General features: G+C 63.2%; 16 protein-coding genes. 5 read left to right on the forward strand and 11 right to left on the reverse strand.

The annotated features are described in order from the left end of the window. Positions 1-99 precede the first annotated feature (99 nt). Entirely contained in the window at positions 100-1,011 is a 912-nt protein-coding gene (locus AA098_RS20695) for a LysR family transcriptional regulator (RefSeq protein ID WP_003254668.1), read from the forward strand. A gap of 72 nt (positions 1,012-1,083) precedes the next feature. On the opposite strand, the gene AA098_RS20700 is transcribed toward AA098_RS20695, so the two are convergent. Genes AA098_RS20700 through AA098_RS20710 form a run of 3 tightly spaced genes read right to left on the reverse strand, consistent with a single transcriptional unit; the run spans position 1,084 to position 2,900 of the window. After that, positions 1,084-1,605 (reverse strand): DUF2937 family protein, encoded by a 522-nt coding sequence (locus tag AA098_RS20700; protein ID WP_003254669.1) that lies wholly within the window; start codon positions 1,603-1,605, stop codon positions 1,084-1,086. A 9-nt stretch (positions 1,606-1,614) separates the two neighbouring features. Next, positions 1,615-2,388, reverse strand: coding sequence for a class II glutamine amidotransferase (locus AA098_RS20705; RefSeq protein WP_003254671.1), 774 nt, complete (start codon positions 2,386-2,388; stop codon positions 1,615-1,617). A gap of 14 nt (positions 2,389-2,402) precedes the next feature. Then, positions 2,403-2,900: a hypothetical protein gene (locus AA098_RS20710; protein ID WP_003254673.1), complete on the reverse strand. Its 498-nt coding sequence runs from the start codon at positions 2,898-2,900 to the stop codon at positions 2,403-2,405. Positions 2,901-3,079: 179 nt separating this feature from the next. Here AA098_RS20710 and AA098_RS20715 point away from each other — a divergent pair, with 179 nt between their 5' ends. Continuing rightward, the gene (locus AA098_RS20715) at positions 3,080-5,122 is read left to right on the forward strand and encodes a S9 family peptidase (protein WP_064614962.1); all 2,043 of its coding nucleotides are present in this window, start codon (positions 3,080-3,082) and stop codon (positions 5,120-5,122) included. Between the two features lie 195 nt (positions 5,123-5,317). On the opposite strand, the gene AA098_RS20720 is transcribed toward AA098_RS20715, so the two are convergent. Beyond that, complete coding sequence (locus AA098_RS20720; protein WP_003254675.1) at positions 5,318-5,596, reverse strand: hypothetical protein; 279 nt, start codon at positions 5,594-5,596, stop codon at positions 5,318-5,320. Positions 5,597-5,728: 132 nt separating this feature from the next. Here AA098_RS20720 and AA098_RS20725 point away from each other — a divergent pair, with 132 nt between their 5' ends. After that, positions 5,729-6,100: a YajD family HNH nuclease gene (locus tag AA098_RS20725; protein ID WP_003254676.1), complete on the forward strand. Its 372-nt coding sequence runs from the start codon at positions 5,729-5,731 to the stop codon at positions 6,098-6,100. A gap of 71 nt (positions 6,101-6,171) precedes the next feature. After that, complete coding sequence (locus AA098_RS20730) at positions 6,172-6,642, forward strand: RNA methyltransferase (protein WP_003254677.1); 471 nt, start codon at positions 6,172-6,174, stop codon at positions 6,640-6,642. A 64-nt stretch (positions 6,643-6,706) separates the two neighbouring features. Here AA098_RS20730 and AA098_RS29305 read toward each other — a convergent pair whose 3' ends face one another. From AA098_RS29305 to AA098_RS20740, 3 genes are read right to left on the reverse strand one after another with little or no spacing between them, the layout of a single operon-like run. Next, on the reverse strand, positions 6,707-6,925 hold the full coding sequence (locus AA098_RS29305; RefSeq protein WP_127644235.1) for an aldehyde dehydrogenase family protein: 219 nt from the start codon (positions 6,923-6,925) through the stop codon (positions 6,707-6,709). A 2-nt stretch (positions 6,926-6,927) separates the two neighbouring features. After that, positions 6,928-8,136 (reverse strand): hypothetical protein, encoded by a 1,209-nt coding sequence (locus tag AA098_RS20735; RefSeq protein WP_003254679.1) that lies wholly within the window; start codon positions 8,134-8,136, stop codon positions 6,928-6,930. Positions 8,137-8,177: 41 nt separating this feature from the next. Further along, the gene (locus AA098_RS20740) at positions 8,178-8,627 is read right to left on the reverse strand and encodes a YcgN family cysteine cluster protein (RefSeq protein WP_004575890.1); all 450 of its coding nucleotides are present in this window, start codon (positions 8,625-8,627) and stop codon (positions 8,178-8,180) included. Between the two features lie 145 nt (positions 8,628-8,772). Between AA098_RS20740 and AA098_RS20745 the strand changes: the two genes are divergently transcribed. Continuing rightward, positions 8,773-9,366: a nitroreductase family protein gene (locus AA098_RS20745; protein ID WP_003254681.1), complete on the forward strand. Its 594-nt coding sequence runs from the start codon at positions 8,773-8,775 to the stop codon at positions 9,364-9,366. Positions 9,367-9,478: 112 nt separating this feature from the next. On the opposite strand, the gene AA098_RS20750 is transcribed toward AA098_RS20745, so the two are convergent. The 4 genes from AA098_RS20750 to AA098_RS20765 form a co-directional block, all read right to left on the reverse strand. Next, entirely contained in the window at positions 9,479-10,411 is a 933-nt protein-coding gene (locus AA098_RS20750; protein ID WP_003254682.1) for a D-2-hydroxyacid dehydrogenase, read from the reverse strand. Between the two features lie 2 nt (positions 10,412-10,413). Then, complete coding sequence (locus AA098_RS20755) at positions 10,414-10,707, reverse strand: YcgL domain-containing protein (RefSeq protein ID WP_003254683.1); 294 nt, start codon at positions 10,705-10,707, stop codon at positions 10,414-10,416. Next, a complete protein-coding gene (gene rnd / locus AA098_RS20760) occupies positions 10,704-11,837 on the reverse strand; it encodes a ribonuclease D (RefSeq protein WP_003254685.1) in 1,134 nt (377 codons plus the stop codon). The genes AA098_RS20755 and rnd overlap by 4 nt, the downstream gene beginning before the upstream one ends. Positions 11,838-12,026: 189 nt before the next feature. After that, positions 12,027-13,664 (reverse strand): phosphoethanolamine transferase, encoded by a 1,638-nt coding sequence (locus AA098_RS20765; RefSeq protein ID WP_060539146.1) that lies wholly within the window; start codon positions 13,662-13,664, stop codon positions 12,027-12,029. Positions 13,665-13,908: the final 244 nt, after the last annotated feature.

The raw sequence follows: 13,908 nt of genomic DNA on the forward strand, positions 1-13,908 counted from the left end.
GGCGACATGAAGCGTCGCGGCCTGGGCGCCATTGTTCAGAGGCCGCCTCGCCTGCGTCCAACGAAAAAAACCGCCGGTCTGGAACAAGAAAAACTGATCATGAACCTTCGCTTCCTCGAAACCTTCGTCTGGGTCGCCCGGCTCAAGAGCTTCCGCCTGACGGCAGAAAAGCTGTTCACCACCCAGGCTTCGGTATCCAGCCGTATTGCCGCACTGGAGGCTGACCTGGGCGTGAAGCTGTTGCTGCGTGACTCCCGCGGCGTCAGCCTGACCCCGGAGGGCGGCAAGGTGCTGGAATACGCCGAACGCATGCTGGAAACCGCCAAGGCCATGAAGCAGTCGCTGGACAGCGACCGGGCCAAGGTCGGGCGCATTCGCATCGGGGTAATGGACACGGTGATCCACACCTGGATGAGCGCGCTGGTGGCGGAGCTGACCGAGCGCTACCCGCAGGTGGAAATCGAACTGGTGGCCGACACCGCGCTGAACTTGCGCGAGCAGCTGCAGAAGGGCTTTCTTGACGTGATTTTGCAGACCGACTTGCTGCGCGAGCAATCGATCCGCAGCCTCGACCTGGCGCGCTACCCAATGGGCTGGGTGGTGGCCGCAGGCGCCCACCAGCACCGGGACTATGCGTCGCTGGCCGAACTTGGGCGCGAGCGCATCATCACCTTCTCGAAGAATTCACGGCCACACCAGGAGGTGCTGAGCTTGCTGCAGGCTGCGGGGGCAGAGGCGCCGCGGTTGAATTGTGTAAACTCGGTGGCGGCGATTACCCGGCTGTTGCGCGACGGTTTTGGCATTGGCGCGCTACCGCCGGCGCTGGTGGATGCCGAGTTGGGCCGGGGCGAGCTGGTGCTGCTGGAAGGGTTGCAGCCGCCGCCGAGCCTTGAGCTGGTGGTGGCGTGGCAGACCGGGGTGGCGTTGGTCGATGAGGTGGTTGGGGTTTGCCGGCAGGTGTTGGAGCGGTATGCGCGGGATGTGGGGGGGCAGCGGATCGTACTAGTCTGAACAACAGTCTCTGCCTGTACCGGCCCTTTCGCGGGCTCGCCCGCGAAAGGGCCGGTACAGGTACAGCAGAACTTAGCGCCAGCTCTCTTTCACCACCCTGCGCCGCCCGCCCAGGATCAGCCAGCCAATCCCCAGCAACAGGCTTTCGACCACAAAGGCCAGCACAAAACCGGCACCCACACCCCAGCCAATCGCCTCGGGCACCAGCAGAATCTGGTAGCTGTAGCCATTGAGGGTTTCTTCACGCAACTGCGGGTCGGCCTGTACCAGCACATGCCAGGTACGCTCAGCCCATGACCCTTGCAGCACCTGCCATTCGTTTTCCAGCAGTTCGTTGCGGATCATCAGGCTTTCGATGCTGTTGGCATCACTGTTGAACACCGGGTCGTCGCTGCTGCGGTAGTGCTGCAGCAGCGCCTGCAAGTCGCCCTTGAAAAAGCGCTCGGCCGTTTGCCGGAACCCATCGAGTGCCTCGCGCGATTCGAACAGGTGCGCCTCGACCCGCTGGCTGTAGTCCTTGACCAGCCCCGGGACCTGGATACCGGCCAGCAGGCCGAAGGTGAACAACAGCAATCGCAGGTAACTTCTGAACATGCAGCGTCCTTAGCTCTGGCCGTGCGCCACGCACTCGCCGTGCCGCCACAGGGCCCACTGACCCGGCGCGTAGCGGTGCCAGGTCTCGTTCTCGGTCAGGGCCTCGGTGGCAATCACCGTGACCACGTCGTTGGGGGTGGTTTCGGTATGAAAATCGACGATCAGGTCGACATCCTTCAACCGTGCGGCACCAAATGGCGCACGGCGGGTAATGTGCACCAGCTTGGTCGAGCAAAAGCAGAACAACCAGTCGCCGTCGCTGAGCATGCAGTTGAACACGCCCTGACCACGGTAGCCGGCACAGGCTTCGACCAACACTGGCAGCAGCTGCTCCACCGGCACCGGTTCGGGGAAAGCGCTGCGGATGCGGTTGAGCAGGTCGCAGAAGGCCGCTTCGCTGTCGGTGTCGCCCACTGGCCGGTAAAAACTGGCCAGGCCCTTGAAGTCACCCAGCTGGCCGTTGTGCGCGAAGCACCAGTTGCGGCCCCACATTTCCCGTACGAACGGGTGGGTGTTGGACAGGCAAACCCTGCCGACGTTGGCCTGACGGATATGACCGATCACCACTTCGCTTTTGATCGGGTAGCGCTGCACGAGGTTGGCCACTTCCGACTCGCTGCTCGCGGCCGGGTCCTGGAACAGGCGCAGGCCGCGGCCTTCGTAAAAGCCTATCCCCCAGCCGTCACGGTGCGGGCCGGTACGCCCGCCCCGCTGCATCAGGCCGGTGAAGCTGAAAACAATGTCGGTAGGGACGTTGGCACTCATGCCCAGCAGTTCGCACATAGGCGTGTCTCCGTTTACAGACGAGGCTCGACCCGGCCTGCGCCACGCGTAGCGGCTGGCGGCAAGTCGTCACGGTAACGGTCGCTGCGCTCGGCAGCCAGCGGCGCCTGGGTGCCGAGCTGGTCATCCTCGGCCCGCTGACGCCTGGCGGCGGCTTCGGCCTGCTCACGGCGTGCGTGCGCGCGCTTTTCCAGCGGCCAGCGCAGCAGCACGAAGAGGAAGTACAGGCCGAAGGCGATCATGCCATACATGGCGAAGTCGGACACAGCGCGCCAGGCGTTGTTGCCGACCTTGAAAGCGACATCCAGCGCAGTGATGGCGATTGCAGGGGCGAAGCTGTCCTTGACCGGGTCGACGATGGTCGGGGTCAGCAGCAGCACCGCCAGCACCACCCGTAGCGGTTCGCGCAGCCAGCGCCACATCCAGCCGGTGAGCTTGAAGCCCACCAGCAGGCACCCTAAGGCGGCTACTGCGTACAAGCCCCAGGCGAAGGTGTAGTCGTTCTCGGTCATGGTGTTCGTGCAAGCCAGGCAAAGAGATGCCTATGATAAACACTTTTCCGGGCGCAGACAGTGTTTGCCTGTGCCGGCCTCTTCGCGGGTAAACCCGCTCCTGCCTCGGTGCGATCCCTGTAGGAGCGGGTTTACCCGCGAAGAGGCCGGCACAGGCAACCCCAATCAAGAGATCTTCAATGCCAGCCAAGCCCCAACCCCCGATTGCCCAAGCCGACCAGGCCACCGACCCGTATGCCTGGTTGCAACAGCGCGATACCCCCGAGGTACTCGCTTACCTGCACGCTGAAAACGCCTACCAGGAAGCCTGCCTGGCCGACCAGGCACCGTTGCGTGAGCAACTGTTCGAAGAGATCAAAGGCCGCATCCTGGAGACCGACCTCTCGTTGCCGGCGCCCTGGGGCCCCTACCTGTACTACACCCGCACCACCGCCGGCGACGAATACCCGCGTCACTACCGCTGCCCACGCCCGACCGACGACTCGAACACCGTCGATGAAAGCCAGGAGCAACTGCTGCTCGACCCCAACGTCCTGGCCAACGGCGGTTTCCTCTCCCTCGGCGCGTTCAACATCAGCCCCGACCACCGCCTGCTGGCCTATAGCCTCGACACCAGCGGCGACGAAATCTATACCCTGTACGTCAAAGACCTGGCCAGTGGCCGTGTCACTGCCCTGCCCTTCGACGACTGCGACGGTAGCCTGACCTGGGCCAACGACAGCCAGACGCTATTCTTCGCTGAGCTGGACGACACCCACCGCCCATGGCGCCTGCGTCGCCACACCTTGGGCACCGACGCTGCGCACACCGTGTTCGAAGAGCCAGACGGGCGTTTCTTCCTGCACTGCTACCGCACCAGTTCCGAGCGTCAGCTGGTGCTGCTGCTGAACAGCAAGACCACCAGCGAGGCCTGGGTGCTGGACGCCGAAACCCCGCAGGCGCCGTTCACCTGCCTGGCGCCGCGCGTCGAAGGCCACGAATACTTCCCCGACCACGGCCAACTCGACGGCCAGTGGCGCTGGTTCATCCGCACCAACCAGGATGGCATCAACTTCGCCCTGTACCACGCGCCAGTCGCACCAGTGCCAAGCCGCGAACAGTGGCAGGTGCTGGTGGCGCACCGCGACGCGGTCATGCTCGAAGGCCTCAGCCTGAACGCCGACGCCCTCACCCTGAGCCTGCGCGAAGGCGGCCTGCCGATCATCGAAGTACGCCCACAGGGCCTGCCGGCCTACCGCGTCGAACTGCCAGACGCCGCCTACAGCCTGTACGTGCAGGACAGCCTGGAATTTGCCAGCACTCGCATACGCTTGCGCTACGAAGCGCTCAACCGCCCGGCCCAGGTGCGCCAGCTGGCGTTGTCCACGGGCGCCCAGGTGGTGCTCAAGCAAACCCCGGTGCTCGGTGCATTCGATGCCGATGACTATGTCAGTGAGCGCCTGTGGGCAACCGCAGCGGACGGCACCCAGGTGCCGATCAGCCTGGTACGCCGCCGCCAGGACCTGGGCAAGACCGTGCCACTGTACCTGTACGGCTATGGTGCCTATGGCGAAAGCCTCGACCCCTGGTTCTCACATGCGCGCCTGAGCCTGCTGGAGCGCGGCGTGGCCTTTGCCATCGCCCATGTGCGAGGTGGTGGTGAACTGGGGGAGGCCTGGTACCGTGCCGGCAAGCAGGAGTACAAGCACAACACGTTCAGCGACTTCATCGCCTGCGCCGAGCACCTGATCAGCCAGGGCGTGACGGCCGCCGATCGCCTGGCCATCAGTGGTGGCAGCGCTGGCGGCCTGCTGATCGGCGCGGTGCTCAACCTGCGCCCGGAGCTGTTCCGCTGCGCCATTGCCGAAGTGCCCTTCGTCGACGTGCTCAACACCATGCTCGACCCGGAGCTGCCGCTGACCGTGACCGAGTACGATGAATGGGGCAACCCTGAGGAGCCGGAGGTGTATGAACGGATCAAGGCTTATGCGCCGTACGAGAACCTGAAAGCGCAGGCCTACCCGGCGATGCTGGTGGTGGCGGGCTACAACGACAGCCGCGTGCAGTATTGGGAGGCAGCCAAATGGGTGGCGAAGTTGCGCACACTCAAGACCGACAGCAACCTGCTGCTGCTCAAGACCGAGATGGGGGCTGGGCATGGCGGGATGAGCGGGCGGTACCAAGGGTTGAAGGATGTGTCTCTGGAGTATGCGTTCGTGTTTGGCGAGCTGGGTATCCTTTGAGAGAGCGGGGGGCGCGTTGCGCCCCTTTCGCGACACAAGGCCGCTCCCACAGGACAGTGGACTGCACCCCAGATGTTGGACATCTGTCCATCTTCTGAGGTGCAGTCCACAGCGCGGAATCCAGTCCAACCTGCGGGAGCGGCCTTGTGTCGCGATGGGCTGCAAAGCAGCCCCAGACGCCCTCAGCTCCCCCCGTCAATCATCCTCCACAACCGGCTTTGGCGGGTCCTGTCGCAACCCGGGCAATGGCTGATCCTTCGGCGGGCCGGGCACTGGCATCGGCGGCAACAAGGGCGCCCCCGGCTGGCTGTCATAAGCCTTGGGCGGCGTACTCGGGGTAATCTGCGGGTATGGCGTAGGCGTCGGCGTACCGGGCGCGCCGGGTACTGGCGGCGTGAGCCTGGGTGGCGTACTGGCAGCTTCTGCCAAGGGCAGGCCAGCCATCAACAGCGCGGCGAGGATCGCGTGAAACATCAGCAACCTCCTGTCGGGAACCTTTCTACAGGCTACGCCTAAATCAACGCTTTCGCCTGTCCGCCTGACCTGCAAGCGCGCTAGACTCAATGGCATAACCGTCACTTGCCTGATCAGAACAAAGGAAACACCATGAGCTCCACCTCTTCTGCCGCCGCCACCGCGCGCCTCGACCGCATCCTGGCCGATGCCAAGCGCGACAAGGAAATGGGCTACCGCGACAAGGCCCTGAGAATGTACCCGCACGTATGCGGCCGCTGCGCCCGCGAGTTCGCCGGCAAGCGCCTGAGCGAGCTGACCGTGCATCACCGTGACCACAACCACGACAACAATCCTCAGGACGGCTCCAACTGGGAGCTGCTTTGCCTGTACTGCCACGACAACGAGCACTCGCGCTACACCGACCAGCAGTACTTCAGCGAAGGCTCCACCAGCACCCCGAGCATTGCCAAGGCTACGCACAACCCGTTTGCCGGGCTGGCGGGCATGCTGAAGAAAGACTGACCATCGATTCGCCCCCCGCTGTTACCGGGCAGCCCGTATAATCGCGCTTTTTTCGCGAAGGGCCCCGGTACGTGGCAAACAAACGATACAGCTGCATCGGCCTGTTCAACCCCAAGTCGGCAGAAAACGTCGGCTCTGTGATGCGCGCCGCGGGCTGCTATGGCGTCAATTCGGTGTTCTACACGGGCAAACGCTATGAACGCGCACGTGACTTTGTCACCGACACCAAGCGCGTGCACTACGACATCCCGTTGATCGGCATCGACGACCTGCAGCGCATTATCCCGCTGGGCTGCACGCCAGTGGCGGTAGAACTGGTGGAGGGTGCGCGGCCATTGCCGGATTACACCCATCCGGACCGGGCCATTTACATCTTCGGGCCAGAGGATGGCTCGTTGAGCGAAGAGGTGCGGGGATGGTGTGAAGAGACTATCTACATCCCGACCGAGGGCTGCATGAACCTGGCAGCAACGGTGAATGTGGTGCTGTACGACCGCTTGGCCAAGGGGCTGAATACCCGCTCGGGGCCCAAGTTCAAATAAAAAGGCCGCCACTGCGGCGGCAGGACAGACCTGCCAACACAGGGCGACCGAGTGCTGAGCTCCGTCAGAACAGCACCGAAACCGGGCCGAACATTGCCTCGACAAACCATGGGTTGTCGCGATCAACGCTGCCGACGGTGGTTGGCTGCACGCTCCCCAACCTCGGTTTCGCCCCGTGAACAATGCTGAGTTTCTGCTCGGCGGTGTATTCCAGGTACGACTTGATACGCTTGAAATGCGACTTGCAGACGATGCCGCCCTGCCGATTGTCAGGCGCAGGGATGCCTAGTGCAGCACCTTGCTCTGCAGCACATCGGAACGCCGCCCCAGCACGTTCTCGCTGATCTGCACAAAGTCTTCGGTACTGACGCTGGGCAGGCGCATCAGCCCCCGCACCACATCGTCCAACGAACGTTTGGCCTGGGTGTGAATGCGGATTTCCTTGTCCAGCGCCTGCAACAGCATCACGCCGCGGGCCACCTGGGCCGGGCTTGCGCGTTCACCCTTGAGCCGGTTGACCTTGGCGCCCTGCTTGCTCAGACGCGCCTGCCAGACCTGGTAACGGTCATCACTCATCCCGCCCGAGCGGCGTAGCAACTCGTTGGCGTAATAATCGGTCAGGCTCTCTACCAGCCAGTCACTGCCGTCACGCCCGTGAATCTGCGCGAACAGTTGCACCAATTCGCGCAGCAACGGGCTATTGCCGTTTTCGCTGACCATGGGCCGGGCACTGTTCAAGTACAACGAGCCCTGCGCAGCCATAGCCCCTCGCCACATGCCGTCACGCGCCCCGACCAACAGCAGCTTGGGCGGGTTACGCGGGAACACAGCTTGTAGTTGTGGCCAGACGAATGTGAGCAAGGTCAGGCTGTCCATGCGCCGCATGCCCTGCCCCACCGGCGCGGCCACGGTCACTTCGGTCTCGCCCAGGCGAGCGCGGCGGCTGCCCAGGTCGCCGGCAAGCATCCAGCCGGTCGGGCGATCGAACAGGCGCGACACGTTGTCGATGCGAAACTTCCCCTTGCCGATACGCGGCCAGGACGTTTCGATGCTCTTCCAGCCCTCGGGCAGGTCGAAAGCCAGGCGCGCCACCAGCTCGGTACCATCCTGCTGGTCGAGGCGCGCAGGGGGTATCAGCTGGTCGCCGAGGAACAGTGCCCAGTGTGGGGTGATGCGTGATGAATAGGCGCCGCTGGCCAGCTTCTGGTCCAGCTGCACACGGTAGCTGAGGCTGGTCTTGCCGGCCGCTGGCTGCCAGATACCACGCTGCCCCTTCAGCTGCCATTGCCCATCGGCCTGGAAGCCGCTGTAGGCCCCAGCCTTTCCCAAGTCGAAGTCCAGGCTGCGCACGGCGCTGCCTTCGGCCAATGTCACGCGGACCTCGGCCTGGCCGCTGGCAGGTAGCAAGCGCACCTGGTAGTGGAGGTCGACCTTCTTCGCCCAGGCCGGCGAACTGGCCATCAGGCCCAACAGCAACAACAGCTGGCAACGCATACAGAAACTCCTTGTTTCCCCGAGGCAGCGGGCCGCGCCGGTCAGCTGGCGCGAAAGATCAGGTGGTCTTCCCAGTCGTCTTCGTGCACATCGTGTTCACTGAGCATACGCCCCGACTGGGAAATGCGCTGTTCATGAACCTGTTGCCGGTCGCCACAGACCAGGTGATGCCAAGCCGGCAAGTCCTTGCCCTCACTGACCAGACGGTAACCGCAGGTACTCGGCAGCCACTTGAACTGGTCGGCCTTGCCCGGGGTCAGCTGGATGCAGTCTGGCACGTGGGCGAAGCGGTTGGGGTAGTCGCTGCACTGGCACGTATCCAGGTCCAGCAGTTTGCAGGCGATGCGCGTGTAATAGACGCTGTTGTCGTCTTCGTCCTCGAGCTTTTGCAGGCAGCACAGGCCGCAGCCATCGCACAGCGACTCCCACTCTTGCTGGCTGAGTTGTTCGAGGGTCTTGCGCCGCCAGAACGGCGCGTTTTCAGCGATCATCACACAGGGTTCCTGCCTTCATCTTGGGGGCCACGGCGCGCGGCGGCGCCAGTCTAGAGCCTGGGCTTCGGCAAAGCCAGACCGCTTGTCAGTCGCGACGGCACGCAGTAGCGTGCGCTTTTCCCGTCCGTTTGCAGGAGCCGCCATGAGCGCCAACCCCCGCATTGCCGATTACGCCATCAATGAGCAGTTCATCAACCGCTGGTCACCACGCGCCTTCACCGCCGAGCCGATCAGCGAAGAAACCCTGCTGAGCTTCCTCGAGGCCGCCCGCTGGGCACCGTCGGCCTATAATTCGCAGCCTTGGCGCTTCCTTTATGCCCGCCGCGACACGCCGAACTGGGAGCGTTACCTGAGCCTGCTGGTGCCATTCAATCGCAGCTGGGCGCAACAAGCGTCGGCGCTGGTGCTGGTCATTTCGAAGACTACCTTCGCGGCCCCGGGCGCTACGGAAGAAAAACCGGCCCTGTGGCACACCTTCGACACGGGCTCTGCCTGGGGGCACCTGGCCCTGCAGGCCAGCATCAGCGGCTGGCATACCCATGGCATGGCCGGCTTCGATCAGGACCTGGCACGTCAGGAACTGAAGATTCCCGAAGGTTACGCACTGCATGCCATGGTGGCGATCGGCAAGCTGGGCGACAAGGCCAGCCTGGATGAAGCCCTGCAGGCGCGTGAAGTGCCAAGCCCGCGCAAGCCGCTGAGCGAGCTGGCTGCTGAAGGCGATTTCAGCCTGTAAGGTTTGTGTTGGCCGTGCTGGCCTCTTCGCGGGCAAGCCCGCTCCTACGGGGATATCACCACCCTGTGCTGGAGGGGTTTACCCGCGAAGAGGCCGGTACGGGCCACAGCAATCAGTAGCCCCGGGCGAAATCGACTTCGCCACGCAACCCCTGCCCCGCCGCATACGCTCGCACATTCTCCGCAAACAAGCGCACCATCGCCGCCGGCGAGGTGGGCGCCGAGCTGTGCCCGGTCAGCAGCAAGCCCCAGGCGGTCCAGAACGGGTGTTGCTTGGGCAGCGGCTCCTGGCGGCACACATCGATCACCGCACCGGCCAGATGGCCCTCCTTCAACGCCTCGACCAGGTCGGCATCGACCACCGCCACACCACGTCCGGCATTGATGAACAAGGCCGAGGGCTGGAAGCACTTGAACAGCGCTGCGTCATACAGGTCATGAGTCGCCGGGGTATCCGGCAGCAGGTTCAGCACGTAGTCGACCTGGCCAACCAAGCGCGGCAGGTCGGCCAGCGCCGCCACCTCGACGAACGGCGCCTGCTCACGGGCGCTGCTGGCAACGCCGTACAGCGCCACACCAAACGGCTGCAGGAACTCGGCCACACGCTGACCAATGTCGCCTACACCCACAATGAGGACCTTGCGCCCTTCCAGGCTGCGCCCCGGGCGGTCATCCCACCGCCGCTCGACCTGGCTGACCAGGCGCGACAGCACCTCACGCTCATGGCCTAGCATATAGGTGAGCATGTACTCGGCCATCACCTGCCCGAAGATGCCTACTGCGCGGCTCAGGCGGTAATCACGCGGCAGGCCGTCGGCCAGCAACGGCGTGATACCGGCCCATGTCGACTGTATCCAGCCAGGCTTGTGGCCTTGGCGCAGCAGACTGGCCAGCAAGTCCGGCTGGCCCAGCCACACCGGACACTGCGGTGCCTGGCGGGCCAGTTCGGCAGAGTCGCCGCTGGTCAGCACTTCCAGTTCTGGCGCGGCGGCGCGCAAAAGCTCGGCGTATCGAGCATGGTCATGCTCAGCGATCAGTACACGCATGGTCAGACGGGGTCGTTTCGGCGCAGCAGCTCTTCGGGCAGGTGCTCGATGTACTCATCTTCCAGCGGCGGCATCTGCAGGTGGTAGCCTTGGCTTTCGAGGTTCTCCAGCACCTTGGTGATGTCCTCGCGGGCCAGCTTGCGCTCAGGGCTGAGCACCAGGTCGAAAGCGTGCACGGGGGTGCCGAAGAACGGCAGCAGGCCTTCAGGCACGCGCTCCAGGCCGTCAGCTTTGAGTACGTACAGGTACATTTCGTTCTTGCGTGGGCTCTTGTAGATCGAGCAAATACGTTTCATCGGGTTTCTCCGGCACCTGCCAGGTTGTCCAGCAGGGCCTGGCCCATGCGCTCACGGCGCCAGCCGCGCAGCGAATCGGGCAGTTGATAAGGGCCATTGGGGTATCCGCTCTTGAGCAGCGCCTCCAGGGCTTTCTTGCGCAGCATCAACTCGGGCGCAATCCCCAGGCGCTCGCCTTCGGCCTGGCCGATGGCACGCAGCTGCTTGAGAAGGCCCGCAGCCTCGATCGGCAGCGGCTCGGGCAAGGGCGCCGGCCATTGCTCGGCAGGCAGGCTGGCGGCGCGCTTGATCAGCTGGATGAGGCACTCGCCGTCCTGACGAATGGTGCGTGGGTGCATCTCGTCGATCTTGGCCAGGGCCGACAGGTTGTTCGGCTGGCTTTTGGCCATGGGCCAAAGCGAGTGCTCCTTGAGGATACGATTACGCGGCACATCGCGGTTGCGCGCTTCGCGCTCGCGCCAGGCGCACAGCTCACGTAGCACTGCCAGTTGTTGAGGTGCCAGCTTCCAGGCCAGCTTGACGTCGCGGTACAGGCTTTCAGGCTCGACTTCACGGCGCAACGCAGCCACCAGCTCGGCGCCGTCTTCCAGCACCCAGGCATACTTGTCGTCACTCAGCCGCGGGCGCAGCACGGTGAACAGCTCGGCCAGGTGCACGGCATCTTCGGCAGCGTAGCTGACCTGGGTTTCCGAGAGCGGGCGTTGCAGCCAGTCGGAGCGGGTTTCGCCTTTGGGCAATTCGATGCCCAGCACTTCCTGCACCAGCCGCGAATAGCCCATGGAGAAGCCCAGGTTCAGGTAACCGGCGGCCAGCTGAGTGTCGAACAGCGGCTGAGGCAGCTTGCCGGTCAGGCGCAGCAGCACTTCAAGGTCTTCGCTGCAGGCGTGCAGCACCTTGACCACACCGCTGTCTTCCAGCAGGTCGGCCAAGGGTTGCCAGTTGCCGATCAGCAGCGGGTCGATCAGAAAGGCGCGTTGGCCGTCGCCGATCTGAATCAGCCCGGCTTTCGGGTAGAAGGTGTCGACCCGCATGAATTCGGTGTCGACGGCGACGAAGGGCAGCTGGTGCCAGTCGCGGCAGTGTTCGGCCAGGCTCTGGTCGTCACGGATCCAGTGAATTTCGATGGCCACAAGGCTCTCCCACTAACATTGGCGCGCAGTATATACGGCGCGGGCACTGCGGGTGAAACTGTCCCGCTTTTCGGGGGCAGTCCACCCTGTGGGAGCGGGCGCACCCGCGAATGAAGGCAACACGGTGTATGGCCCGGGCTTGCCCGCTCCCACAGGGATCGCCCAAGCTTGCATGAAACGCGACTGGCTTCAGCGCTTGGCCGCCAGCCAGGGCCGGCAACTGGCGAACATGTCCAGCGACTGTTGGTAGAGCTCGGTATGCACCTGCAACAGGCCAAGCATCGAGTGGAACAGGTTGTCCTGGGACAGCGGGGCATCGCTGAGCCGTGCCAGGCAGTCGGTATCGACGCCGAAGTCCTCCTTGTAGCTGTCGGAGAACCAGGTCAGCAGCGGCACGTGCTTCTGCGGCTCGGGAGCGATGGCGTAGGGCGTGCCGTGCAGGAACAGGTTGTACTCGCCCAGCGACTCGCCGTGGTCGGACAGGTAGATCATCGCCGTGTCGACCTTGTCTTGTTTGCTGCGCAGGGTATCGATCAGCGAGGCCAGCACCTTGTCGGTATAGGCCAGGGTGTTGTCGTATCCGTTGATGATTTGCTCCTTGCTGCACTGGTTCAACGCGTTGCTCTGGCACACCGGTGTGAAGCGCTCGCCATCACTGGGGTAGCGCTTGAAGTATTCGGGGCCGTGGCTGCCCATCTGGTGCAGCACCAGCACGGTGTCCTTGTCGAGGTTGTCGATCAACGCGTCCAGGCCTTGCAGCAGGATCTGGTCATGGCATTCGCCATTGGCGCACAGCTGCGGATCATTGAGGTTGCTGACGTCGATGAACTGAACGCGGTCGCAGGTGCCTTTGCAGCCCGACTGGTTGTCACGCCACTGCACGGCCAGGCCGGCACGCTGGAGGATGTCCAACAGCCCTTCGCGGTTCTTCGCTACGCGGGCATCGTAATCCCTGCGCTTCATGCCCGAGAACATGCAAGGCACCGAAACCGCCGTTTCCGTACCACACGAGTGCACGTCGGAAAACGCCAGCAGGCCCTGCTCCTTGGCAAGATTGGGCGTGGTATCGCGGTCATAGCCCAGCACGCCGAAATGGTCTGCCCGGGCACTTTCCCCGACCACCAGCACGGTCAGCGACTTGCGCTCATGTTTTTGCCAGGCCGCATCACGCTTGGCATCTTCGCCATAATGCTGGAACGGGCGCGAAGCCGTACCGACACGCTCGCTGACATAACCAATGGAGGCCCCGACGATATTGCTGGGGGTGAGCATCAGGCGCAATTCATGGTGATTGCGAAACAGCGACGACAGCCCTTGATAATTGACCAACGCTACCGAGCCAATGGTCACCACACAGGCACCACTGACCAGCAACTTGCCCAGCAGCTCGCGGTGCCACGGGCGGTAGGCGATTTGCGCCTTCCACAGCAGCACCGATGGCAGCACACCCAGCAGCAGGATATACGCGGCAAACTTGAACGACATCAAGTCGCGCACTTCCGCAACATTGGTCTCGGCCATATTGCGGAACATGGCGGCGTCAATAAGTACGCCGTACTGGTTCATGAAGTAAGCCACGCCCGCGCCACTCATGAACAACACGATAAGTACCGGCTTCAATACATACCGGAAAGCAAATAACGTGAGTATGAGATTGAAGGCGAAGAGCATCAGCACAGCAAACGCCAGACTCAGCCACAACCCTGACAGGCCAGCAGGAACCGCCGCTTGCAGGTGCTCCCAGAGGAACATGTTGAAGCCGATCAGCAGGTAAAGACTGGCCAGCAGCGTGACCCATTCAGTCCGCAGGGATTTGAAGTTGAGCATCAGCGTTCGCAATCAAGAGTGATTATCACCCCCAGGCCAGATGGCACTGTGGGAAAGTTGGGCGAACTCTAGAAAGCACGTCATCAATTTTTCGTGAAAAACTCGGTAACAATTTCGTGAGGGCGCGTCTTTTACCAATTATCTCTAAGGATGGTCTGAAATAGCCCTGTATTTCTGACTGACTTCAGCCTACGCTGATTTTGAAAGCGGTAAACCGATCAAAAAACGATCAAATCGCCCGCTT

It is taken from the genome of Pseudomonas sp. JY-Q (assembly GCF_001655295.1).
Taxonomy (GTDB): Bacteria; Pseudomonadota; Gammaproteobacteria; order Pseudomonadales; family Pseudomonadaceae; genus Aquipseudomonas; species Aquipseudomonas alloputida.

What these genes read in the sequence shown, in the direction of transcription:
- AA098_RS20745 (WP_003254681.1), top strand. Translation starts at nt 8,773, where the DNA reads ATGAGCGCCAACCCCCGCATTGCCGATTACGCCATCAATGAGCAGTTC.
- AA098_RS20720 (WP_003254675.1), bottom strand. Translation starts at nt 5,596, where the DNA reads ATGTTTCACGCGATCCTCGCCGCGCTGTTGATGGCTGGCCTGCCCTTG.
- AA098_RS20735 (WP_003254679.1), bottom strand. Translation starts at nt 8,136, where the DNA reads ATGCGTTGCCAGCTGTTGTTGCTGTTGGGCCTGATGGCCAGTTCGCCG.
- AA098_RS20725 (WP_003254676.1), top strand. Translation starts at nt 5,729, where the DNA reads ATGAGCTCCACCTCTTCTGCCGCCGCCACCGCGCGCCTCGACCGCATC.
- AA098_RS20750 (WP_003254682.1), bottom strand. Translation starts at nt 10,411, where the DNA reads ATGCGTGTACTGATCGCTGAGCATGACCATGCTCGATACGCCGAGCTT.
- AA098_RS20715 (WP_064614962.1), top strand. Translation starts at nt 3,080, where the DNA reads ATGCCAGCCAAGCCCCAACCCCCGATTGCCCAAGCCGACCAGGCCACC.
- AA098_RS20695 (WP_003254668.1), top strand. Translation starts at nt 100, where the DNA reads ATGAACCTTCGCTTCCTCGAAACCTTCGTCTGGGTCGCCCGGCTCAAG.
- AA098_RS20740 (WP_004575890.1), bottom strand. Translation starts at nt 8,627, where the DNA reads ATGATCGCTGAAAACGCGCCGTTCTGGCGGCGCAAGACCCTCGAACAA.
- AA098_RS20765 (WP_060539146.1), bottom strand. Translation starts at nt 13,664, where the DNA reads ATGCTCAACTTCAAATCCCTGCGGACTGAATGGGTCACGCTGCTGGCC.
- AA098_RS20710 (WP_003254673.1), bottom strand. Translation starts at nt 2,900, where the DNA reads ATGACCGAGAACGACTACACCTTCGCCTGGGGCTTGTACGCAGTAGCC.
- AA098_RS20755 (WP_003254683.1), bottom strand. Translation starts at nt 10,707, where the DNA reads ATGAAACGTATTTGCTCGATCTACAAGAGCCCACGCAAGAACGAAATG.
- AA098_RS20700 (WP_003254669.1), bottom strand. Translation starts at nt 1,605, where the DNA reads ATGTTCAGAAGTTACCTGCGATTGCTGTTGTTCACCTTCGGCCTGCTG.
- AA098_RS20705 (WP_003254671.1), bottom strand. Translation starts at nt 2,388, where the DNA reads ATGTGCGAACTGCTGGGCATGAGTGCCAACGTCCCTACCGACATTGTT.